18 protein-coding genes are annotated in these 23,211 nt (G+C 68.1%); 11 read left to right on the top strand and 7 right to left on the bottom strand.

Features of this window, described 5'->3' with window-relative positions:
• Positions 1-174: 174 nt before the first annotated feature.
• The gene (locus tag ASD69_RS09525) at positions 175-3,867 is read right to left on the bottom strand and encodes an indolepyruvate ferredoxin oxidoreductase family protein (RefSeq protein ID WP_056177239.1); all 3,693 of its coding nucleotides are present in this window, start codon (positions 3,865-3,867) and stop codon (positions 175-177) included.
• 263 nt (positions 3,868-4,130) lie between these two features.
• Here ASD69_RS09525 and ASD69_RS09520 point away from each other — a divergent pair, with 263 nt between their 5' ends.
• From ASD69_RS09520 to ASD69_RS09505, 4 genes are all read left to right on the top strand, one after another.
• On the top strand, positions 4,131-4,457 hold the full coding sequence (locus ASD69_RS09520; RefSeq protein WP_056177237.1) for a cyclic-phosphate processing receiver domain-containing protein: 327 nt from the start codon (positions 4,131-4,133) through the stop codon (positions 4,455-4,457).
• Positions 4,458-4,475: 18 nt separating this feature from the next.
• Positions 4,476-4,835, top strand: coding sequence for a zinc ribbon domain-containing protein (locus tag ASD69_RS09515; protein ID WP_157499133.1), 360 nt, complete (start codon positions 4,476-4,478; stop codon positions 4,833-4,835).
• A 3-nt stretch (positions 4,836-4,838) separates the two neighbouring features.
• A complete protein-coding gene (locus ASD69_RS09510) occupies positions 4,839-5,177 on the top strand; it encodes a hypothetical protein (protein WP_157499132.1) in 339 nt (112 codons plus the stop codon).
• 93 nt (positions 5,178-5,270) lie between these two features.
• A complete protein-coding gene (locus tag ASD69_RS09505) occupies positions 5,271-5,789 on the top strand; it encodes a hypothetical protein (protein ID WP_056177229.1) in 519 nt (172 codons plus the stop codon).
• A 215-nt stretch (positions 5,790-6,004) separates the two neighbouring features.
• Here ASD69_RS09505 and nagA read toward each other — a convergent pair whose 3' ends face one another.
• Genes nagA through ASD69_RS09490 form a run of 3 tightly spaced genes read right to left on the bottom strand, consistent with a single transcriptional unit; the run spans position 6,005 to position 8,945 of the window.
• Entirely contained in the window at positions 6,005-7,147 is a 1,143-nt protein-coding gene (nagA, locus tag ASD69_RS09500) for an N-acetylglucosamine-6-phosphate deacetylase (protein WP_056177226.1), read from the bottom strand.
• The gene (locus tag ASD69_RS09495) at positions 7,147-8,157 is read right to left on the bottom strand and encodes an SIS domain-containing protein (protein ID WP_056177224.1); all 1,011 of its coding nucleotides are present in this window, start codon (positions 8,155-8,157) and stop codon (positions 7,147-7,149) included. Before ASD69_RS09495 ends, nagA begins: the two co-directional genes overlap by 1 nt.
• Before the next feature lie 35 nt (positions 8,158-8,192).
• A complete protein-coding gene (locus ASD69_RS09490) occupies positions 8,193-8,945 on the bottom strand; it encodes a GntR family transcriptional regulator (protein ID WP_056177222.1) in 753 nt (250 codons plus the stop codon).
• 148 nt (positions 8,946-9,093) lie between these two features.
• Between ASD69_RS09490 and zwf the strand changes: the two genes are divergently transcribed.
• The 5 genes from zwf (at position 9,094) to eda (ending at position 15,205) form a co-directional block, all read left to right on the top strand.
• On the top strand, positions 9,094-10,611 hold the full coding sequence (gene zwf, locus ASD69_RS09485) for a glucose-6-phosphate dehydrogenase (RefSeq protein ID WP_056177220.1): 1,518 nt from the start codon (positions 9,094-9,096) through the stop codon (positions 10,609-10,611).
• Positions 10,595-11,350, top strand: coding sequence for a 6-phosphogluconolactonase (gene pgl, locus ASD69_RS09480; RefSeq protein ID WP_056177218.1), 756 nt, complete (start codon positions 10,595-10,597; stop codon positions 11,348-11,350). The genes zwf and pgl overlap by 17 nt, the downstream gene beginning before the upstream one ends.
• A gap of 130 nt (positions 11,351-11,480) precedes the next feature.
• Positions 11,481-13,313, top strand: coding sequence for a phosphogluconate dehydratase (gene edd, locus ASD69_RS09475; protein WP_056177216.1), 1,833 nt, complete (start codon positions 11,481-11,483; stop codon positions 13,311-13,313).
• Between the two features lie 395 nt (positions 13,314-13,708).
• Complete coding sequence (locus ASD69_RS09470) at positions 13,709-14,389, top strand: HAD family hydrolase (protein ID WP_056177214.1); 681 nt, start codon at positions 13,709-13,711, stop codon at positions 14,387-14,389.
• Between the two features lie 168 nt (positions 14,390-14,557).
• On the top strand, positions 14,558-15,205 hold the full coding sequence (gene eda, locus ASD69_RS09465; RefSeq protein ID WP_056177212.1) for a bifunctional 4-hydroxy-2-oxoglutarate aldolase/2-dehydro-3-deoxy-phosphogluconate aldolase: 648 nt from the start codon (positions 14,558-14,560) through the stop codon (positions 15,203-15,205).
• Between the two features lie 252 nt (positions 15,206-15,457).
• Here the strand turns inward: eda and ASD69_RS09460 are convergent, their stop codons facing one another.
• The 3 genes from ASD69_RS09460 to ASD69_RS09450 form a co-directional block, all read right to left on the bottom strand.
• Complete coding sequence (locus ASD69_RS09460) at positions 15,458-16,501, bottom strand: LacI family DNA-binding transcriptional regulator (protein ID WP_056177210.1); 1,044 nt, start codon at positions 16,499-16,501, stop codon at positions 15,458-15,460.
• Positions 16,502-16,637: 136 nt separating this feature from the next.
• Positions 16,638-17,345, bottom strand: a complete 708-nt coding sequence (locus tag ASD69_RS09455; RefSeq protein WP_056177208.1) for a class I SAM-dependent methyltransferase — start codon at positions 17,343-17,345, stop codon at positions 16,638-16,640.
• Positions 17,346-17,437: 92 nt separating this feature from the next.
• On the bottom strand, positions 17,438-18,757 hold the full coding sequence (locus tag ASD69_RS09450) for a sugar MFS transporter (RefSeq protein ID WP_056177206.1): 1,320 nt from the start codon (positions 18,755-18,757) through the stop codon (positions 17,438-17,440).
• A gap of 432 nt (positions 18,758-19,189) precedes the next feature.
• On the opposite strand from ASD69_RS09450, the gene ASD69_RS09445 reads away from it, so the two are divergent.
• Positions 19,190-20,197 carry a glucokinase gene (locus ASD69_RS09445; protein ID WP_056177204.1) on the top strand — a complete coding sequence of 336 codons (1,008 nt, stop codon included), beginning with the start codon at positions 19,190-19,192 and terminating at the stop codon, positions 20,195-20,197.
• Positions 20,198-20,334: 137 nt separating this feature from the next.
• Positions 20,335-23,070: a TonB-dependent receptor gene (locus ASD69_RS09440; RefSeq protein ID WP_056177202.1), complete on the top strand. Its 2,736-nt coding sequence runs from the start codon at positions 20,335-20,337 to the stop codon at positions 23,068-23,070.
• Positions 23,071-23,211: the final 141 nt, after the last annotated feature.

Below are 23,211 nucleotides of genomic sequence, written 5' to 3'. Positions count from 1 at the left end.
AGATACTTTTGTTTTTACTCTGGTTAGCCTCGGCGGCGCTGCGCGCCGCCGAGGCTAACCAGAGCGCCGCCCCTGGTCAAACCGGCGCAGGAGCCATGGGCGTGGCCGTCGCCCCGCGCCCAAAAGAAAACCCCGCAGCGCGGGGTTTTCTTCTGTTCCGGTGGTGACGACCGCTTATGCCGCCTGCACGATCCGCAGCGGATTGCGGTACTGCTTGATCAGCTCCGCTTCGCGCTCCTTGGCCTTGTGCAGGTGCGCTTCCTTGACGTGACCGTAGCCGCGGATGTGTTCCGGGATCGAGGCGATCTCGGCCGCCAGATCGGCGTTGCCGCTGTCCAGGGTGCCCAGCAGTTCGCCCACGGTGCGCTCGTAGTCGGCGATCAGCTGGCGCTCCATCTTGCGCTCCTCGGTGTAGCCGAAGATGTCGAGCTTGCCGCCGCGCAGCTTGCGCAGCTTGGCCATCCACTTGAACGCGGTGAACACCCAGGGGCCGAACTCCTGCTTGATCAGGCGGCCCTGCGCGTCCTTCTTGGCCAGCAGCGGCGGGGCGAGGTGGAACTTGAGCGTGTAGTCGCCGTCGAACTGCTGCTGCAGGCGGCGCTGGAACTCGCCGCTGGTGTACAGGCGCGCCACTTCGTACTCGTCCTTGTAGGCCATGAGCTTGAAGAAATAACGCGCGACCGCCTCGGTCAGGTCGGTCGAACCCGGCGCCTTGCGCTGCTCGGCCTCGCGCACCTTGGCGACGAAGTCGGTGTAGCGCTTGGCGTAGTTGGCGTCCTGATAGTCGGTGAGGAAGGCGACGCGGCGCGAGATCAGCTCGTCCAGCGAACGCGACAGGCGCAGGTCGTCCAGCGGCAGGAAGGCGACGTTGTCGCTGTCGGCCTGAGCCGGCACGTGGCGCAGTTCGTCTTCGTTGCGGGTCGCGCGCGGGGCCGAGGTGGCGCCCCATTCGTTGCCTTCCCACTCGCCCGGCGCCAGGTGCGGCAGGTCGTGCGGGGTGGCTTCGGCGCGGGTCTGGGCGTTGCGCACCAGGCCGGCGGCCTCGGCCACGGCGGCCGGATCGACCACCGCCAGGCGGCCCCAGGCGAAGGCGGTCTTGTTCATCTCGATCGCCGCGCCGTTGAGCTCGACCGCGCGCATCAGCGCGTCGAACGCGATCGGCACCAGGCCGCGCTGCCAGGCGTAGCCGAGGATGAACAGATTGGTCGCGATCGCATCGCCCATCAGCGCGGTGGCCAGCTGGGTCGCGTCGACCACGTACGGGTCCTGGCCGCCCAGCGCCAGCTTGATCGCGGCGACGATGTCGGTGGCCGGGAACTGCATGTCCGGACGCGTGGTGAAGGTGCCCGGCATCGCTTCATAGCTGTTGAGCACGACCGCGCTGCGGCCGGCGCGCACCTTGGACAGCGCCCAGTAGTCGTTGACCACGACCATGTCGCAGCCCAGCACCAGGTCGGCCTCGCCGGCGGCGATGCGCACGGCGTGGATGTCCTGCGGGGTCTTGGCGATGCGGATGTGGGTGGTGACCGCGCCGCCCTTCTGGGCCAGACCGGTCTGGTCGAGCACGGACGCGCCCTTGCCTTCCAGGTGACCGGCCATGCCCAGCAACGCGCCGATGGTGACCACGCCGGTGCCGCCGACGCCGGTGATCAGGATGTTCCAGGGCTGATCCAGCGCGGGCAGCTGCGGCAGCGGCAGATCGCTGAGGCGGTCCTTGGCGTTGCTGCCCTTCTTCTTCTTCAAGCCGCCGCCGTGCACGGTGACGAAGCTGGGGCAGAAGCCGTTGACGCAGGAATAGTCCTTGTTGCAGTTGGACTGGTCGATCTCGCGCTTGCGGCCGAACTCGGTTTCCTTGGGCAGCACCGACACGCAGAACGACTTCTTGCCGCAGTCGCCGCAGCCTTCGCAGACCAGGCTGTTGACCATCACTCGCTTCTGCGGATCGACCATCTTGCCGCGCTTGCGGCGACGGCGCTTCTCGGTGGCGCAGGTCTGGTCGTAGATCAGCACGCTGACGCCCTTGACCTCGCGCAGGCGCTTTTGCACCTCGTCGAGTTCCTTGCGATCGTAGAACTCCATTTCGCCCGGGAAGATCTCGCGCTTGTGCCACTTGGCGATGTCGTCGGACACCAGCACGATGGTCTGCACGCCTTCGCTGCGCACCTGGTGGGCGATCTGCGGAACCGACAGGGTGCCGTCGACGGGCTGGCCGCCGGTCATCGCGACCGCGTCGTTGTAGAGGATCTTGTAGGTGATGTTGACGCCGGTGGCGACCGACTGGCGGATCGCGAGCGAGCCGGAGTGGAAGTAGGTGCCGTCGCCGAGGTTCTGGAACACGTGCGGCGTTTCGGTGAACGCCGCCTGGCCCGACCAGGTCACCCCTTCGCCGCCCATGTGGGTGAAGGTGTCGGTGCTGCGATCCATCCAGGTCACCATGTAGTGGCAACCGATGCCGCCCAGCGCGCGCGAGCCTTCCGGCACCACGGTGGAGGTGTTGTGCGGGCAGCCCGAGCAGTAGTGCGGCACGCGCGGGAACGCGGCGCGCGGCAGGGCCAGTTCGGATTCCTTCTCCTCCATCCAGCGCAGCACGTCGCGCATGTGTTCGCTGTCGTGGAAGCGCTGGATGCGGCGCGCGATCACGCCGGCGATGCGGGCCGGGGTGAGTTCGCCGGTGGACGGCAGGATCCACTCGCCGCTCTCGTCGTACTTGCCGACGATCGACGGACGCTGGCCGCCGTCCCAGTTGTACATCGACTCCTTCATCTGGCTTTCGATGAAGGCGTGCTTCTCCTCGACCACCAGGATGTCCTGCAGGCCGCGCGCGAACGCGCGCAGGCCGACCGGCTCCAGCGGCCAGGTCATGCCGACCTTGTAGACGCGGATGCCCAGCTCCGAGCAGGCGCGCGCGTCCAGACCCAGGTATTCCAGGGCCTGCAGCACGTCCAGGTAGCTCTTGCCGGTGGTGATGATGCCCAGGCGCGCGTTCGCCGAATCGATGACCAGGCGGTCGATCTTGTTGGCGCGCGCGAACGCCTGCGCGGCCTTGACCGCGTACTGGTGCAGGCGCATTTCCTGATCCATCGGCGGATCGGGCCAACGGATGTTGAGGCCGCCCGGCGGCAACTGGAAGTCGTCCGGGGTGACGATCTGCAGCGCCAGCGGATTGACGTCGACCGAGGCCGAGGACTCGACGGTCTCGGCGATGGTCTTGAAGCCGACCCAACGGCCGGTGTAGCGCGACATCGCCCAGCCGACCAGGCCCATGTCCAGGATGTCCTGCACGCCGGCCGGGTTCAGGATCGGCATCATCGCGCTGACGAATTCGCCTTCCGAGCCGTGCGGCAGGGTCGAGGAGCGGCAGGCATGATCGTCGGCCGCCAGCGCCAGCACGCCGCCGTACTTGCCGGTGCCGGCCGCGTTGGCGTGCTTGAACACGTCGCCGGTGCGGTCCACGCCCGGGCCCTTGCCGTACCACATGCCGTACACGCCTTCGACCTTGGCGCCCGGGAACAGATTGGTCTGCTGGGTGCCCCAGACCATGGTCGCGCCCAGGTCCTCGTTGAGGCCCGGGGTGAACTTCACGCCCGCCGCCTCCAGATGCTTGCGCGCGCGCCACAGCTCCAGGTCGAAACCGCCCAGCGGCGAGCCGCGGTAGCCGGAGATGAAGCCGCCCGTGTTCAGGCCGGCGGCCTGATCGCGCAGTCGCTGCATCAGCGGCAGGCGCACCAGCGCTTGCACACCGGACAGGTAGATGCGGCCTTCCTGACGGGTGTACTTGTGGTCCAGTCCGTAGTCCGGGTCGAGGACGCTGTTGGTCAGGGCGGTGTTCGCCGACGAGGGCGAGCTGAGTTCTGCGGTGCTGGTCATGGCGGGCTCTCGCGGCGGTGCCGCGGGTGGGCTGGCGGGGGAGGGACGACGGCGTCCGGCCGGGAGCCGGCGACCGCCGGGTCCGAGCAAAGACTCGGAATTATAGCCTTTGTGCGTATGGCGGCCGCGAGGCGGCCCGCCGCGGCCGCAATGGCCGAGGCGAAGCGGGCCTGCAGGCACGCGCAATGTGGCGGTGGTTTCAATTGAAACCGATTGCCTCCGGTCGCTCGCGTTCGCCGCGCCCTGTCGCTAAGGTCGCGGCCATGCGCGTGTACCTCGACGACGAACGAACGACGCCTGACGGCTGGGTACGGGTCTATTGGCCCGACGAGGCGATCGCCTTGCTGCGCCAGGGCACGGTGACGCAGATCAGCCTGGACCACGACCTCGGCGACGACGCCCGCGGCACCGGCTACGACGTGATCGCCTGGATCGAGGAAGCGGTGGCGCTGGACGGTTTCCGCCCGCCCGCGATCGCGGTGCACTCGGCCAATCCGGCGGCGCGCTTGCGGATGGAGGCGGGGATCGCGGCGATCGTCAGGTTGGCGGCGCAGGCTACGCCCTCATCGAACGACGTGGCGAACCATTGATCGAACCGGACTCGCGCCATGCCCCAAGACCTCTATTGCTGGCGTTGCGACAGGGTCCTGCCGATGTTGACCGACGAAGAGTGGCAGTCGATGGAGCCGTTGCTGATGCGGGTCATCGAGGATGTCCAGCGCCACCGTGTCATTACCGACGGCGGCCTCGCGGCGGCGATGCAATCCGTCGACAGCCTCCGCGCGTTGAGTTTCTACGAGCGTTTGACCGGCTTCCGCGAGACCAACCCGAATGCGCTGTGGCATCACCGCGCGTCGCTGTACGGCCCGCCCTGTACGAACTGCGGAAAACCCTTGCGTACGCCGCAAGCGAGTTACTGCCCCGCCTGCGGCGCGAAGCCGTCCGAGCATGTATTCGAGAAGAGCTAAGCCATGAGTCGTCCGCCCATGCCCGCTCACGCAACCGTGTTGTTCGAACTGACCGCGCGCACGCACGCCGGTAACGTCAAGCGCGTGTTGTCCGGTTACCGGCCGCTGTACGCGATCGGGGCCGACGAGTGGACCTCCAGCTATCACGAATTTATCGGTGTGCCGCACGTGGAAACCGGCGGCCGTGCGCGTGCGGACGTGTGGTTTCTGGCGCCGGAGCAATATCCCGGCACGCTATGGGTGGGTCGCGTGCTGAAAGTGGCGGAGGGCTCGCGCGATGTGGGCGTGGCGACGGTGTTGGCGGTGCATCATTCGATGCTCGTGCGCGATCGCCCGCTGTAAAGAGTAGGCGCTCGGTTCGGCCGCGACGTGGCGCGCGATGGACGGCCGACGTAAGATTCGAGTCGCACGCCGTCTTTGGGGAACGTCTGCGTTATGTCGATACTTGCGACTGTCTTGTTGGCCGCCGGTGCGCTGCCGGTACATGGTGAGCTGCCTTCGGGTTGGCGCCCGCCGAACGCCCGCGAGCTTGCCGATCCGATGCTCCAGCAGTCGCCGAACAAATTCACCCGGGCGATCGCCGACTTCAACGCGGATGGCCGGCAAGATACGGCCTTGCTGCTCATCCGCCGCAAGTCCAGCGACGAAGCGCTCTGGATTCATTTGTCGGATCGGGATGGCGGTTACCACTGGATCAAGCTTGATCACATCAAAGGCAGCGCAAGCCATCCGGATGCCTCCCTGGCGATGGCGATAGACGTGGAGCCGCCGGGCATCGTCGCGTACGCATGTTTCGATTACGCGGAAGATTGCAACTTCGGCCCTGATTCGGGCCGGCCAAAACTGAAGTTGTCCTCCCCAAGTCTCATGTACTTCAGGCCAGGAAGTGCCGCCTCGCTCTACTTCTGGAGCAACTCGAAGCAAAAATTTCTGCGGGTCTGGCTCAGCGACTAATACGCAGCGGTTGGCTTATGAGCATTCCGTCCTGCCGTGACCTTGCGTCGGGTACAAACGGTCTCGTCGTGGGGCCATAAACATCGAGGAGCCGCATCCTGCGGGTGCTTGAGGTGCGGGGCCTCTAGCCAATCGAGGCGAGGCGCCGGGTAGGGCGATGGTGCGTTTCGCTGCGCTCAACACACCCTGCGTTCGTCGATCTTGCGCGCGGACGCTTAGGCGCGACCGCCGATCCAGGTGCCGGTAACCCGCAAGGCTTCGTCCAGCACCACCAGATCCGCGCGATACCCCGGTGCGATCCGGCCCAGTTCGTGGCCCAGGCCGAGGAACTCGGCCGGATAGGTCGAGGCCATGCGGCAGGCCTCGTCCAGCGGCAAGCCCAGGCGCTGCACGGTGTTGCGCACCGCGCTGGCCATGTCCAGCGCGGAACCGGCCAGCGTGCCTTCGGCGGTGCTGCACTTGCCGTCGCGGCAGGTCATGGTCTGGCCGTAGAGCACGAAGTCCTCGCGCTCGCCGCCGACCGGCGGCATCGCGTCGGTGACCAGCATGATCTTGCCGCGCGGCTTGGCGGCGATGGCGATGCGCAAGGATGCATCGTGCACGTGTTCGCCGTCGACGATCACGCCGCACCAGCTGTTCGGGTCCTCGATCGCCGCGCCGACGCCGCCGGGTTCGCGGCTGCCCATCGGCGTCATCGCGTTGAACAAATGAGTCACGCCGCGCACGCCGTGGGCGAAGGCCGCGCGCAGGCGTTCGTAGTCGGCCGCGGTGTGGCCGGCGCAGACCAGCACGCCGCGTGCGGCCAGGGCCTGCAAGGTGGCATCGTCGAAACGTTCCGGTGCCAGCGTGAGCATGGTCTTGCCGACGCCCAGCGAGGCGATGCGGTCGAGTTCGTCCGCGTCCGGGGTGTGGAACTTGTCGGGGTTGTGCACGCCCTTGCGCGCGCTGGCCAGATAGGGGCCTTCGAGGTGGATGCCTAGAATGCCCGGCACGCCTTGCGCGATCGCCTCTCGCACCGCCGCGATCGCGCGCAGCATCACCGCGACGTCGTCGCTGATCAGGGTCGGCATCAGGCCGGTGGTGCCGTAGCGGCGGTGCGCCTCGGCGATCCGGTGCAATCCTTCGACCGTGGGCGCATCGTTGAACAACACGTCGCCGCCGCCGTTGACCTGGGTATCGATGAAGCCGGGCACCAGATAGCGGCCCTGCAGATCGACCACCTGCGCGCCGGCAGGCGCGGCGCCCGGCACCACGGCGACGATGTGGCCGTCCTCGACGATCACGCACAGATCGGATTCGAAACCGCGTTCGCTGAGCACGCGGCCGTTGACGAAGGCGGTGGCGACGGAAGCGGACATCAGACGGTCTCGGTGACCTTGTTCAGATGCGGTGGCAGATCCGGATTGTGCCCGCGCGCCACCGACAGCGCATTGGCCGCCTTGTAGAAGCTGGCCACGGTCAGCAGCGGCGTCATCGCCGGATGCTGCGAGCGCGCCAGGGGCAGGCTGCCCGCGCCCGAGCGCCCGGGCGCGGCCAGCCACACCGGCGCGCCGCGCGCGCGGAACTCCTCGGCCACCGCGACCGTGCCGTCGCCGGTGCCGTCGTCCTGGGCGAAGGCCAGTACCGGGAAGCCGGGGCCGACGATCGCCATCGGGCCGTGCTTGACCTCGGCGCTGCTGAAGGCCTCGGCGTGCAGGCCGCAGGTTTCCTTGAACTTGAGCGCGGCTTCCTGCGCCGCGCCCAGGCCCAGGCCGCGACCGACCACGAACAGATTGCGCGCGTCGACCAGGCCTTCGACCAACGGCGACCAGTCCTGTTCGAACGAGGCGCGCAACGCCTCGGGCAGAGCATGCACGGCGTTGAACAGGGTGGCGTCGTTGCTCCAGCGCGCGGTCAGCTGCAGCAGCGCCGACAGCGAGCACAGATAGCTCTTGGTCGCTGCCACGCTGGTTTCCAGGCCCGCGTGCAGGCCCAGCACCGTGTCGGCGATACCGGCCAGCGGCGAATCGAGCACGTTGACCAAGGCCACCACATGCGCGCCGGCGGACTTGGCGATCTCGGCGTTGCGCAACAGATCCGGGCTCTTGCCCGATTGCGAGATCGCCACGAACAGGGCGTCGTCGAGCTTGGGCCGGATCGCGTAGACCGAGCCCACCGAGGGCGAAGCCGAGGCGGTGACCAGGCCCAGCTGGGTCTCGAACAGGTACTTGCCGTAGGTCGCGGCGTGATCGGAGCTGCCGCGCGCGCAGGTGACGATGAAGCGCGGCGGGCGCTGGCGCAGGCGATCGCTGAGGTCGTCGATCGCGTCGGCGTTGGCCGCGAACTGGCGCGCGACCGCGTCGCCGGCTTCCTGCGCCTCGGCGTACATGCGCGTGCTCGTCGGGTCCAGCAGGGTTTGTGTGCTCACGGCGTGGTTTCGCTCTGCAGTTCGGCGACGAAGTCGTAGGCGTCGCCGCGGTAGAAGGATCGGGTGAATTCGACGACGCGGCCGTCGTCGAGGAAGGTGCGGCGTTCGATGAACAGGCCGGGCGCGCCCTCGGGCAGGCCCATCAGCCGCGCTTGTTCGGCGTCGAAGGCGATCGCGCGCAGGCGTTGCAGCGCGCGCGCCGGGCGGATGCCGAGCTTGGAGAAGGCTTCGTACAGCGAGTTCTCGACCAGGCCGGGATCGGGCAGCACCGCCAGCGGCACCACCGTGCGCTCCAGCGCCAGGGCCACGCCGTCGGCGGTGCGCAGGCGGTAGTAGCGGATCACCGAGGCGCCCGGTGACAGGTTCAGCGCCATCGCCTCCTCGGGCGTGACCTCGCCGACGCCGCGCTCCAGGAAGGTCGAGCGCGGGTCCAGCCCGCGCGCGCGCAGGTCGTCGGTGAAGCTGGTCAGGCGCGAGAAGGATTTGACGATGCGCTCGGCCACGAAGGTGCCAGCGCCCTGGCGCTGCACCAGCAGGCCGTCGGCGACCAGGCCGGCGATGGCCTTGCGCACGGTCACCCGCGACAGGTCCAGCAGCTTGCCCAGTTCGCGTTCGCCGGGCAGGGCCTGGCCGGCAGTGATTTCGCCGTTCTCGATCGCGTGCTGCAGGGTCCGGCGCAGGTGCTGGTAGGCCGGCGCGCGACGCGTCTGGGCCTGGCGGCGGAACTCGCTGACGAGGTAGGGCTCCATGGTGAAAAGATACCAGTCACAGACCACTGGCGGCAACCTGGGCTCTTTGTCTAGATATAAATGATTGATTTATCGTAAATTTGCGTAAGTGGTATCTCACTGGTATCTTTACCGGTATGGTTTTGCCCATACCAGTCCGAGCCCGTCCATGAGCGTGTACTCCGTGCCGTCCCCGTCCCAGGCGCCGCATTCGGCGCCGTTGTCTCCCTTCGACCTGGTGATCTTCGGCGGCACCGGCGACCTGGCCATGCGCAAGCTGCTGCCGGCGCTGTTCCACCGCTATGCCGATGGCCAGATCGTCGCCGGCACCCGCATCGTCGCGATCGCGCGCGACAGCCAGAGCGACGACGACTACCGCGGCCGGGTGCGCGAGGCCTTGGCCCAGTTCGCCAATCTCGACGCGCGCGAGTCCGACGCCATCGACGGCTTCCTCGCATTGCTGCTGTACCGCCGCCTGGACCTGAGTTCGGACGCGGCCTGGCCGGAGTTCGCGGCCGAGTTCGCCGGCGACGAACGCGTACGCGTGTTCTACCTCGCGGTCGGGCCGGACCTGTTCGGCATCGTCGGCGACCGTCTGCAGTCGCACGGCCTGGTCGGCCCGAAGACGCGGGTGGTGGTGGAGAAGCCGCTGGGCAAGGACGGCGCCAGCGCCGACGCGATCAACGACGCGCTCGGGCGCGTGTTCGCCGAAACCCAGATCTTCCGCATCGACCATTACCTGGGCAAGGAGACGGTGCAGAACCTGACCGCGCTGCGCTTCGGCAACGCGTTGTTCGAGCCGCTATGGAAGGCCGAGCACATCGACCACGTCCAGATCACGGTGGCCGAAACGGTGGGCGTGGAATCGCGCGCGCCTTACTACGACAAGTCCGGCGCGCTGCGCGACATGGTCCAGAACCATCTGCTGCAGCTGCTGTGCCTGGTGGCGATGGAACCGCCGTCCTCGCTGGCCGCCGATGCGATCCGCGACGAGAAACTGAAGGTGCTGCGCGCGCTGCGCCCGATCGAGAACGGCAACGCCGCCCAGTACACCGTGCGCGGCCAGTACAAGGCCGGCGCGGTCGACGGCCGCGCGGTGCCGGGCTATGCGCAAGAGCTGGGTGCGCAATCGCACACCGAAACCTTCGTCGCGCTCAAGGCCGAAGTGAAGAACTGGCGCTGGGCCGGCGTGCCGTTCTACCTGCGCACCGGCAAGCGCCTGGCCGAGCGGGTCTCGGAGATCGTGGTGACCTTCCGCCAGGTGCCGCATTCGATCTTCGAAGAGCTCACCGAACAGGACCCGTCCAGCCGCCTGGCGCCGAACAAGTTGGTGCTGCGCCTGCAGCCCGACGAGGGCGTGAAGCTGTGGCTGATGAACAAGGTGCCGGGCCCGGGTGGCCTGCGCCTGCGCCACGTGCCCTTGGACATGAGTTTCGCCGCGGCCTTCGGCGGCCGTCAGGCCGACGCCTACGAGCGCCTGCTGATGGACGTGGTGCGTGGCAACCCGATGCTGTTCATGCGCCGCGACGAAGTCGACGCCGCCTGGAAGTGGATCGACCCGATCCGGGCCGCCTGGGCCGCGGGCGCCGAGGCGCCGCGCCCCTACACCGCCGGCAGCTGGGGCCCCAGCGCCGCGGTAGCCCTGATCGAACGCGACGGGAGGACCTGGCATGAAGATGCAGGCTGAGCGCTTGACCGTGATCGAACCGCTGCCCCTGCCGCTGCACGAGCGCCTGTTCGAGGATGCCGAACAACTGGCGCAGGCCTTGGCCAAGCAGGTCGCGGCCGATCTGCGCGGCGCGTTGGCGCGCCACGGCGAGGCCTGCATCGCGCTGTCCGGCGGCAACACGCCCAAGCGCTTCTTCGAGGCGCTGGCCACACAAACCCTGGACTGGGCGCGGGTGACGGTGCTGCCGGTGGACGAGCGCTGGCTGCCGCCGGAGCATCCGCGTTCCAACGAGAAGCTGCTGCGCGATCACCTGCTGCGGGACAACGCCGCCGCCGCGCGCCTGCTGCCGATGTACCGTCCCACCGAAACCCCGGAAGCGGCGCTGATGCCGGTGCTGACCAAGATCGCCAACGAAGGCCTGCCGCTGGACGTGGCGGTGTTGGGCATGGGCGAAGACGGCCATGTCGCCTCACTGTTCCCCGACCTGGGCCGCGACAACCCGGCGCTGCGCGAGATCGGCCTGCAGCCGCGCGGACGCGCGTCGGTGATGGCGGTGCGCACCGAGGCCATGCCGGAGCCGCGCATGAGCCTGACCCTGAGCGCGATCTTCACCGCGCCGGCGCTATACCTGCATATCGAAGGCGCGAAGAAGCGCGCCTTGCTGGACGCCGTGCAGCGCGATCCGCGCAGCGTTCTGCCGATCCGCTCGGTGCTGGCGGGCGCGCCCTCGCCGCCGACCCTGTATTGGAGTCCGTGATCGCCACGGACCTCATAGGCAGCGCCGCCGCGGAGTTCGCCCCTCCCACCCGCGGCGCGCTGTCGCCCTATGCTGGACGACGTACCGACCCGGACCTCCATCGCCCGCGCTTCGCAGCCAACGAGTCCCCGTGAACACCTCATTGCATCCCGTAGTCGCGCAAGTCACCCAACGTATCGTCGAACGCAGCCGCGTCCGTCGCGACGCCTACCTCGCGCGCATCGACGCCGCCCAGGGCGGCGGACCGCAGCGCCGGCGCCTGTCCTGCGGCAACCTCGCCCACGGCTTCGCGGCCTGCGCGCCCGGCGACAAGCAGGCGCTGCGCTCGGGCCACGCGCCCAACCTGGGCATCGTGACCTCCTATAACGACATGCTCTCGGCGCATCAGCCGCTGGAGCGCTTCCCCGATCTGCTCAAGGCCGCCGCGCGCGAGGCCGGCGCGACCGCGCAGGTCGCCGGCGGCGTGCCGGCGATGTGCGACGGCGTGACCCAGGGCCGCGAGGGCATGGAGCTGTCGCTGTTCTCGCGCGACGTGATCGCGATGTCGACCGCGATCGCGTTGTCGCACGACATGTTCGACGCCGCGCTCTACCTGGGCGTGTGCGACAAGATCGTGCCGGGCCTGCTGATCGGCGCACTGCACTTCGGCCACCTGCCCGGCATCTTCGTGCCGGCCGGGCCGATGACCTCGGGCCTGCCCAACGACGAGAAGTCGCGCGTGCGCCAGCGCTACGCCACCGGCGATGCCACCCGCGACGAACTGCTGGAAGCCGAGGCGCGCAGCTACCACGGCCCCGGTACCTGCACCTTCTACGGCACCGCCAACTCCAACCAGATGCTGATGGAACTGATGGGCCTGCACCTGCCCGGCTCCAGCTTCGTCCATCCCAACACGCCGCTGCGCGACGCGCTGACCGCGTCGACCGCGCAGCGCGCCGCGCAGATCACCGCCCTGGGCGAGGACTACCGCCCGATCGGCCGCATCGTCGACGAGCGCGCGATCGTCAACGGCGTGATCGGCCTGCACGCCACCGGCGGTTCCACCAATCACCTGCTGCACCTGATCGCGATCGCGGCAGCGGCCGGGATCGAGCTGAGGCTGGAGGATTTCGACGCCCTGTCCTCGGCGATCCCGCTGCTGGCGCGGGTGTACCCCAACGGCAGCGCCGACGTGAATCATTTTCACGCGGCGGGCGGTCTGGCGTTCCTGATAGGCGAGCTGCTCGACGCCGGTCTTCTGCATGGCGATGTCGAGACGGTGGCCGGCCCCGGCCTTAACCGTTACCGCGTCGAAGCGCGGCTCGAAGGCGATGGGCGCATCGCCTACGTGCCGGCGACCGGCCGCAGCGGCGACCCCTCCGTACTGCGTCCGGTCGCCGAGCCGTTTCGCGCCGACGGCGGCCTGCGCGTGCTGGTCGGCGAGCTCGGCACCGCCGCGATCAAGGTCTCGGCGGTGCCCGAGGACCGCTGGGTGGTCGAGGCGCCGTGCCGGGTGTTCAGCGAACAGTACGAGGTCAAGCAGGCCTTCGAACGCGGCGAGCTCGAGCGCGACGTGGTGGTGGTGGTGCGCTTCCAGGGCCCGCGCGCGAACGGCATGCCGGAACTGCACCAGCTCACTCCCACGCTGACCGTGCTGCAAAAGCGCGGCCATCGCGTCGCCCTGGTCACCGACGGCCGCATGTCCGGCGCCTCCGGCCAAGTGCCGGCGGCCATCCACGTCACTCCCGAAGCCGCCTGCGGCGGCCCGCTGGCGCAGCTGCGCGACGGCGACGTGGTGCGCGTGGACGCGATCGCGGGCACGCTCAGCCTGCGCACCGAGGACGATTGGACCCAGCGCGAACATGCGCGCGCGGATCTGTCCTCGCACCACGTCGGCATGGGCCGTGAATTGTTCGCCGCGTTCCGCGATTACGCCGCACCGGCGGATCGGGGGGCGGGGGTGTTTGCGCGGGAGGAGGGATAGGACCGCGTTGATGCATTAACCCTTGTCGCTATCGCACCGTTATCGCGACGTCACTACGGCCGTCATTCCCGCGAAGGCGGGAATCCTGTGACTTGGCTGTTGCGGCAATCGTGATGAGGTCGAACGCAGCCATGATGGATCTGCCGCGCTCCTTCCGCCGTCATTCCCGCGAAAGCGGGAATCCAGTGACTTAAGCGCCATGTAGCGTCAACGGCGAGTGCTACGAAGAACGGCAATGCGAGCCACCTCCGTTCGAATCCATCGTAATCGCTACGACAACCAAGTCACTGGATTCCCGCCTTCGCGGGAATGACGGCAAAAAAAGCAAAGAGATTTCGCAGCAGTCACAGCCCCGCAAAACTGAAGCCCCCTTAGCCCCCACCTCTGGAGCCCCCATGCCCGCCCCCGTCCGCACCGCCTTCCTGTTCGACCTGGACGGCACCCTGGTCGACAGCGTCTATCAGCACGTGCTGGCGTGGAAGCAGGCCCTGGATGCCGACGGCATTCCGCTGTCGGTGTGGCGCATCCACCGCAAGATCGGCATGAGCGGCGGGCTGTTCACCAACATCCTGCTGCGCGAGACCGGTATCGACATCACTGCGGAGCGGGTCGAGCGTCTGCATAAGCTGCATGCCCAGGCCTACGGCGCGCAGGCCGCGCAAATCCGGCCGCTGCCGGGCGCGGTCGAGCTGCTGGCCTACCTCAGCGCGAACAGGATTCCGTGGTCGATCGCGACCAGCGGACGCATGGAGACCGCGCGCCACAACCTGGTCGCGCTGGGCGTGGATCCGGAGAAAGTGCCGGTGATCACCCGCGACATGGTCCGCCACGCCAAGCCCGATCCCGATCTGTTCTTGGCCGCGGCCGACAAGCTGGGCGCCGACATCGAGCATTCCATCGTGGTCGGCGACAGCATCTGGGACCTGCTGGCCGCGCGGCGCGCACGCGCGCTGGGCGTGGGTCTGCTCTCGGGGGGCTACGGCCAGGACGAGCTCGAGCGCGCCGGCGCGTTCCGGGTCTACGAGGACCCGGCCGACCTGCTCAAGCACATCGACGAAGTCGCCGCGCGCGCTTGAGCGTCGGCGGCGCTCGCGCGGCGACCAGCGCAACGCGCAACGGGCCGGGTGACCGCCGGGTCCGCAGCCTCTACGATGCGGTTCGCTGCGCTCGCCGCATCCTACGCCGTCGACACCGCCGCACTGCGTTTGGCTATACCAGCCGTGCATCTATCCATGGAGCTTGCAATGAACTCGATCCACGATCTGCAGGAACGCATCGCCGCCGTGCTGGCGCTGGCGCCGGTGGTGCCGGTGCTGGTGATCGAGGATCTCGCGCACGCGGTTCCGCTGGCGCGCGCCTTGGTCGCCGGCGGACTGCCCGCGATCGAGGTGACCCTGCGTACCCCGGTCGCGTTGGACGCGGTGCGTGCGATCGCCAACGAAGTCGAGGGCGCCGCGGTCGGCGTCGGCAGCGTGCGCCGGCCGGCCGATTTCGCCGCCGCGCAGAAGGCCGGGGCGACCTTCGCGGTATCGCCGGGCGCCTCGGCCAGTCTGATCGCGGCCGCGCAGTGCACCGATCTGCCGTGGCTGCCGGGCGCGGCGACCGCGTCGGAGGCCATGACGCTGGCCGATCACGGCTACCGTTATCTGAAGTTCTTTCCGGCCGAGTCCATCGGCGGCACCGGCGCCCTGCGCGGCCTGGGCGGACCGCTACCGGACCTGCGCTTCTGCGCCACCGGCGGCATCGGCCCGGACAACGCGCCGCAGTACCTGGCCCTGGCCAACGTGCCCTGCGTGGGCGGCTCCTGGGTGTGTCCGCCGGCCGCGGTGAACGCCGGCGACTGGGCCCGGATCGAAGCCCTGGCGCGCGTAGCCTCGCAACTGCGCGGCTGATCGCACGACCGCATTCCGCCTTGGGGTAGGAGCGGCGTGAGCCGCGACCGCGCAGGCCGCCGAAGATTCGCAATCGCGGCTTACGCCGCTCCCACACGAAGCCAGCGCATCGCATGGATAGCGATGAAACGTCGTGCTCTCTGTGGGAGCGGCGTAAGCCGCGATTGCGCAGTAGCCGTAGTTTCGCGGTCGCGGCACGCGCCGCTCCTATGGGCCCGAGGCTGTGAGGCGGGGCGTCGCTGATTGGCGCGCTCAAGCCTGCGGCGGTCGCGGCGGCGCGGTCGAACCGCGCACCACCAGGATCGGGCTGAAGCCTTCGTTCGCCGGCACCTGCAAGGGCTGGTCGGTCTCGCGGCGCAGGTCGGCGATCAGGCGATAGGCGGCGTGGCGCGCGATTTCCTCGGTGGCCTGGCGCGCGGTGGTCAGGGTCGGCCAGGACTGCTTGGAGAACGGGCTGTCCTCGAAGCCGGCGATCGACAGGTCGTAGGGCACATGCATGCCGCTGGACTTGGCCGCCGCCAGCACGCCGGCGGCGATCTCGTCGTTGCTGCCGAAGATCGCCGTAGGCCGGTTGGGCAGGGCGAACAAACGGCGCGCGCCGCGGAAGCCGTCGTCGAAGGAGTAGTCGCCCGGCAGCACCAGGTCCTCGTCCTCGCCGATACCGTAGTCGGCCAAGGCTTGCGCGTAACCCTTGTAACGTTCCCAGCTGGAGCGGTGCGACTTGCCGCCCCAGAGGAAACCGATGCGCTGGTGGCCGAGCTGGATCAGATGCTCGGTGATGTCGTAAGCGGCGTCGCGGTCGTCGACCCAGACGCAGGGCGAGCCGTCCTTGGGATCTTCGGCGGCGGAGACGATGCGCACCAGGCGTATCCCGTGCGCGACCAGTTCGCTGACCAGCTCCATGCGTTCCGACATCGGCGGCGCCAGCACCAGTCCGGCCAGGCGCGCGCCCTGGACCAGGTCGATCAGGTCGGCGGCCAGCAACGGCGAGGACGAATCGCAGGGATGGATCTGCAGCCCGTAGCCGGTTTCGCGGCAGGCCGCGAGCACGCCGTTCTGCACGCTGATAATGTAGTAGGGGTTGGGGTTGTCGTAGACCACGCCCAGCGCATACGGCATCGCGCTGCGCAGGCTGCGCGCCGACGGGTCGGGGCGGTAGTCGAGTTCGGCGATCGCCTGGTTCACCCGCGCGCGGGTGCGGGCGCGCACGCTGGGTTCGTCGTTGATGACCCGCGATACGGTTTTCAGCGAGACCTGCGCGCGTTCGGCGACATCTTTGATCGTGGGTCGGCGCACCGCTGCCTCGGGGTAGTCGATCGGAGTCGCCGCCGCGTTCGCACGCGTGGGCGTTGCGCCTAGCCTACTCGGGCGCCGACGCGACGCAAGCGGCGCGCGCGGTCGGCCGGTTTCGGCACAGGCGCGCGCCGGCGGTTCAGGTGTCCAGCTCCAGGGTCACGTCCTCGAACGCCCGGGTCTTGCGGATCGCCAGCTGGTAGCCGCGCTCGACCAGTTCGTACTGGCCTTCCAGCGTGCGCAGCAGACCGTCGATGCCCAGCTTGGGCGTCTGCGCGGCGATGCGCGCGATCGCGCGGTCCTGCCAGCGCTTGCCCAGCGCGCGCCAGAATTCGCGCACCAGCTTGTTGGGCTTGCTGGCCTCGTAGTAGGCCGGCGGCATCCACAGATAGTCGTCGAAGATCATCAGCCCGCCGACCTTGAGCAGCGGCCAGGACATCACGCCGTCGGCGAGCGCGCCGAACGCGGTATGCCAGCCGTCGACGTAGATCATGTCGTAGGGGCCGGTCACCCGGCCCAGCTGCTCGGCGCTGGGACCGGCGTACTCGGTCACCCGCTGCTTCCACGGCGCGACATTGGCGCGGAAGCGCTGGTGGTAGTCGCCCTGCAGCGGATCGGGGCGGAACAGGTCGATGCAGTCGATGCGGCTGTCGGGCTGGGTCAGCACGTTTTGCAGCAACCACACCGTCGAGCGGCCCTCGAAGCTGCCGATCTCGAGGAAGCGCAAACCCGGGCGATCGCGGAAGCCGTCCAGCCAGCGCTCCCAGTTGCGCACATGGGCCTGGAACCAGTCCTTGGTGTACTGGGTATCGCCGCTGGCGATCGAACGGGTATCCGCGTGCTGCATAAAGTCCTGGCTGACCCTGGCGCCGGTATCGGCCGCCTATGGTATCGGCGTTCGCGACGGACCGGAGGCATCCCCGGCCCGTCGCGTCGCGCTCAGCCGCGCTGGGCCGCCGCGGCGCCGACGTTGGCGTTGCGGCGCAGCCCGACGCGATAGCCGCGCAGGGCGAAGTACAGGATGTAGAGGTAGCAGGGGATCATCAACAGCGCGAACACGGCTTGGAAGTCGTAGTGCTGCTTGAGGTGCACGAACAGCTGCGGAATCACCGCGCCGCCTGCGATACCCATGATCAACAGCGCCGATCCCTTTTCGGTGAGACGGCCCAGGCCGCGGATCGCGAGCGGGAATATCGCCGGCCACATCATCGCGTTGGCGAAGCCCAGCGCGGCGACGAAGCCGACCGAGACCATGCCGTGGGTGAGGTAGGCGCCGATGGTCAGGGCCACGCCGAGCACTGCCGACAGGCTGAGGTAGCGTTCCTGCGAGATGAAGCGCGGGATCGTGACGAGGCCCACCAGGTAGCCGACCAACATCGCGCCCAGAGTGAACGAGGTGAAGAACTTGGTCTGGTCCAGTGGCAGGCCGAAGCCGTGGCCGTAGGTGCCGATCGCATCGCCGGCCATCACCTCCGCGCCGACGTACACGAAGATGCACAGTGCGCCCAACCAGACATGAGGAAACTGCAGCAGTCCGGCCGGCCTGCCGCCGGACTGGGCGTCCGAACCGTCGGCATTGACTTCTTCGGCGCGAATTTCCGGCAACGGCGAGAACAGGATGCCCACTGCGAGCAGGGCCAGCAGTCCCGCCATCACCATGTAAGGGGTATGAATGCGAGCGGCGAACTCGTTGAGCACCGCCGCCTTCGTTGCGGCATCCGCGCCGTCGACCTGGCTGGCGACGTCGCCCATGCCATGCATGACGAGCGTGCCGATGACGAAGGGGGCCGCCCAACCGGCGAGTTTGTTGCAGATGCCCATGACCGCGATGCGCTGCGCCGCACCCTCGATCGGTCCCAGGATGCTGATGTAGGGGTTTACCGCGGTCTGCAGAATCGCCAGACCCGCGCCGATCACGAACACGCCCGTCACCGCGCCCGGATAGATGCGCTGCGTCGTGTAGTGGCCGAACACGGCCGCGCCGACGGCCATCAGGAACAGGCCCAGCGCCATGCCCTTCTTCATGCCCGTCTTCTTGAGGATCGACGACGAAGGCAGGGCGAGGCAGAAGTACGAGATGTAGAAGGCGCTCGGGATCAGGAAGGCCAGCGATTCGCTCACGTCGAACGCCAGCTGCGCGAACGAGATCAGCGGGCCGTTGAGCCAGGTGACGAAGCCGAAGATGAAGAACAGTGCGCCGACGATCGCGATCGAGCCGAGATAGCGCTGCGGCGGGCCGCCGGTATTGGGCGTGGACATGTGATCAGGACTCCCCTCCAGGAACGCGGGGAGCGCCCCGCGGCGTTACGGCACTGTCGCATTTGACTTGCACGACATCCGTTGGCTCAACGGTGTCACAACTTTGTCCGACAAGCCAGAAGGCAGCCCGAAACCCTGCCTGGGCCTGGGCCGCACGAGCGCGTCCCTATGCTGCGTCGCATCATGGAAAATGCCGCTAGTTCGCAGTTTTAGTGCCTTTGTTAGGGCTGCGTGACCGCGAGTTGACAACGTTGTCAAATGGTGGGCAATCTCGGCACCGCCAGCGGGGGCTGGCCGGGATCAATGGAGGGAAGCGATGCAGTGGGATTCCAAGCGGACGGCGGTTTCGCCCTGTGCAGCGCAGCCGATGCGCGCCGAAAGGGCGGGCGGTCAAAACGCCGTTGCCGCAACCACCGTCCCGGAGCGGACCGCATGAGCGCTGCCAGCAAGCTGGCTCCGGCCGCGTCCCCGTTCATCGCCGCCGACGTCGGCGGCACCCACACCCGGGTCGGCCTGGTGCGCGCGGGCGGTCCGGGCGAAAGCGCGGTCGCGGTGCTCGCGCATCGCAAGTACGTGTGCGCCGACTACCCCAGCCTGTCCGCGATCCTGGCCGACTTCCTGGCCGGCGCGGGCGCCGGCGCCGGCGCCGACCGGGTCGCGATCGCCTGTGCGGGCGTGGTCCTGGACGACGCGGTCATCAATTCCAATCTGCCCTGGCGGATTTCGCTGTCCGAGCTGCGTCGCGAGCTGGGCCTGCGCGAAGTGCTGTTCATCAACGATTTCCAGGCCGCCGCCCACGCCGCCCAATGCATGGCGCCCGCCGACTCCACCCTGCTCACGCCCGGCGTCAGCGATGCCGCACCGGGTCCGGTGCTGGTGATCGGCCCGGGCACCGGTCTGGGCGCGGCGGTGCGCATTCCGTTCCGCGACGCCACCGTGGTGCTGCCGACCGAATCCGGCCACACCGCGTTCGCGCCGGGCGGCGCGCGCGAGATCGAGATCCTGCGCTGGATGCAGCAGCGCGGCGCGCACGTATCCACCGAACACCTGGTCTCCGGCCCCGGCCTGGTCAACCTGTACGACGCGCTGTGCGCGATCGACGGCGTCGAACCCAGCCTGCGCGCGCCGGCCGCGATCACCCAGGCCGCGCGCCGCGGCGACGCGATCGCGCGCGAGGCGGTGCTGACCTTCTGCGCGCTGCTGGGCAGCGTGATCGGCGACCTGGCCGTGGTCAGCGGCGCCAAGGCGGTGTTCATCGCCGGCGGCATCCTGCCGCAGCTCAAGGATTTCCTCGATGCCAGCGCGTTCCGCGAGCGCCTGCTCAACAAGGGCGCGATGCGCCCGGTGTTGGAGCGCGTGCCGGTGCGCCTGATCGAGAACGAACAACTCGGCGTCATCGGCGCCGCCAGTTGGTACCTGGAGCACGCCAATGAGGCCTGAGCCCGGCAGCGCGCTTCGCGTTATCCGCTGAATTGCCGGCGCCGGCCACCAACGGCGCTGGAACAGACGTACCAGGCTTCGCCCAATCGACGCAGATCGAGCGGCGGAGAGGACCATAGCCCGAGGGAGAGAACCCAATGAAAGTTCGCAAGACCATTCTGTCCGTCAGTATCGTTGCGGCCCTCGGCTTTGCCGGCCAGGCCGTGGCGCAGGACGCAAGCAGCGCATCGCCGGACGCCAAGGACCTGGACACCATCGTGGTCAAGGGCATCCGCGGCGCGATCGAGCAGTCGCTGGACACCAAGCGCGACGACGTCACCCGCGTCGAGGTCATCACCTCCGAAGACATCGGCAAGATGCCCGACAAGAACGTCGCCGACTCGCTCGCGCGCGTGCCGGGCGTGAACATCTCGGCGGCCAGCGCCAACGAGGGCGCGTTCGACGAGAACGACCGCGTGTCCATGCGCGGCACCAGCCCCAGCCTCACCCAGACCCTGATCGACGGCCACAACATCGCCACCGGCGACTGGTTCGTGCTCAACCAGACCGGCACCGTCGGCCGCAGCGTGAGCTATTCGCTGCTGCCGTCCGAACTGGTCGACAAGGTGGTGGTGCGCAAGTCGTCCGAGGCCAAGCTGGTCGAAGGCGGCGCGGTCGGCAGCGTCGACATCGTCACCCGCAACCCGCTCAACTTCGAGAAGGGCTTCAGCATCTTCGGCTCGGTCGGCGGCGTGTACGCCGAGCAGCCCAGCAAGACCGATCCGCAGATCTCGGTGCTGGGCAACTGGAAGAACGAGGATGGCACGTTCGGCATCACCGTGCAGGCCTTCAGCGAAGAGCGTCACCTGCGTCGCGACGGCCAGGAGCTGCTGGGCTACGAAGCGATTGGCGCCAACACCGCCGCCGGCGTTGCCCATCCCGATCTGGTCGGCGTGTTCTTCCCGACCCTGCTGGGCTCGGCGCTGTTCGAGCAGGAGCGCAAGCGCACCGGCGGCATGTTCACCGCGCAGTGGAAGCCGGCCGACAACTTCGAGCTGGAAGCCAACTACTTCCGCTCGGACATGAAGGCCGACAACTACAACCGCAACTACATGATCTGGGGCAGCCGCATCATCAACGGCCTTGACGGCACCAACGGCCAGGTGCCGCTGCCAGGCTACGTGGTGCGCAACAACACCCTGGTCTCGGCCAACTTCGCGCCGACCCCGGGCGCCACGCCGTCCAACGCCTTCGGCATCTACGACCAGATCTCGCGCCCGGGCGCCAAGTCCAGCACCGAGTTCTTCAGCCTGGAAGGCAAGTGGGACGTCAGCGACAAGCTGCGCTTCTCGGCCCAGGCCGGCACCTCCGAAGGCCACGGCGAAACCCCGGTGCAGGACGTGGCCGAGTGGGACGTGGGCCTGAACAGCGGCGGCGGCTGGGGCCTCAACGGCGTCGGCGCGGCCAACTGGCACCTGGGCAACGCCAACACCGGCGCGCCTGGCATTCCCAACACCGACTACCGCCTGGACTGGATCTTCGGCTTCCAGGACATCGACGTCGAAGACAAGGAGGACTGGGGCCAGATCGACGGCACCTACTTCTTCGACGGCGGCCTGGTGACCTCGATCGATTTCGGCGTGCGCCAGGCGCGTCACGAGCGCAATCTCGACCAGGTTACCGCGCAGGGACCGAACTTCGCTCTGCCGCAGGATCCGTTCAATCCGGCCAACTGGCCGCAGGGTTTCAGCAACTACCCGGGCGATTTCGCCAACGGCATCGGCGGCAACTTCCCGCGCAACATCTGGTACTTCTCGCCGGAAAGCCTGGCCGCGTTCAACCGCCTGGCCAACCGCGATCCGGTCTCGCGCTTCTACTACCTCGGCGCCTACGGTCTGGAGGAAAAGAGCACCGCGGCCTACGGCCAGCTCAACTTCCAGGGCGAGCGCTGGACGGCCAACGTCGGTCTGCGTTACGTGGAGACCCAGGAAGACGTCACCAACTACGTGAGCACTTCGGCCACCGATCCGGCCGCGATCACCACCTCGGCCTTCGGTCCCTACAAGACCGTGCTGACCAAGAACACGTACAAGGATTGGCTGCCGAGCGCGAACCTCAAGCTCGACATCACCGACGACGTGGTTCTGCGCCTGGCCGCTTCGCGCACCCTGACCCGCCCGGATTTCTCGGCCATCGCCGGCGCGGTCTCGCTGCTCCCGCCGGCCGCGGCAGGAGGCGTGGGCAACGGCACAGGTGGCAATCCCAACCTCGCCCCGATCCTGTCTACCAACCTCGACGCGACCGTGGAGTGGTACTACGGTGAGCGCGCGCTGTTTTCCTTCGGCGTGTTCAGCATGAACATCGACAACTACGTTTCGCTGGCCAACGTGCGCCGCCAGTACTTGACCATCGATGCGCAGCGTCCCAATGGCGCCATGGTCGACTACGACGTGACCATCCCGGTCAATTCGGGCGCCAAGGTCAACGGCTTCGAGCTGGCCTGGGAAGGCCCGATCGGCGACTACTTCGGCGCGTTCGCGAACTACACCTACGCCGAGGCCGACACCGACGACGGCACGCCGATGCTGGGCACGTCCGAGAACACCTACAACGTCGGCCTGTGGTTCGAGAACGATCGCTTCAACGCCCGCGTCAACTACACCTACCGCTCCGAGTTCTACAGCGGCCTGGATCGCAACTCGGCGTTCTATCAGGACGAAATCGACACCGTGTCGGCTTCGTTCGGTTACAAGATCAACGACCACATGGCGTTGAGCCTGGACGCGATGAACCTCAACAACCCCAAGACCACGTACTACGCCACCAAGGACCGTCCGCGTTCGGTCTACGAGAACGGCCGCCAGTACTACTTGAACTTCCGCTTCAACTACTAAGGTCCGGATGTAGGGTGCGGTGCCAACCGCACCGTCGCGGAGGTTCGGATTAGCGCGATGGTGCGGTTCGCCTATGGCTCACCACACCCTACGATCCGTTGGTTTCAGGTGCGGGTGTAGGGTGCGGTGCCGACCGCATCG

Source organism: Lysobacter sp. Root604 (genome assembly GCF_001427505.1).
Lineage (GTDB): Bacteria > Pseudomonadota > Gammaproteobacteria > Xanthomonadales > Xanthomonadaceae > Lysobacter.
Note: the sequence above shows the minus strand (reverse complement) of the source record. Positions and strands in the feature narration are given on the sequence as shown.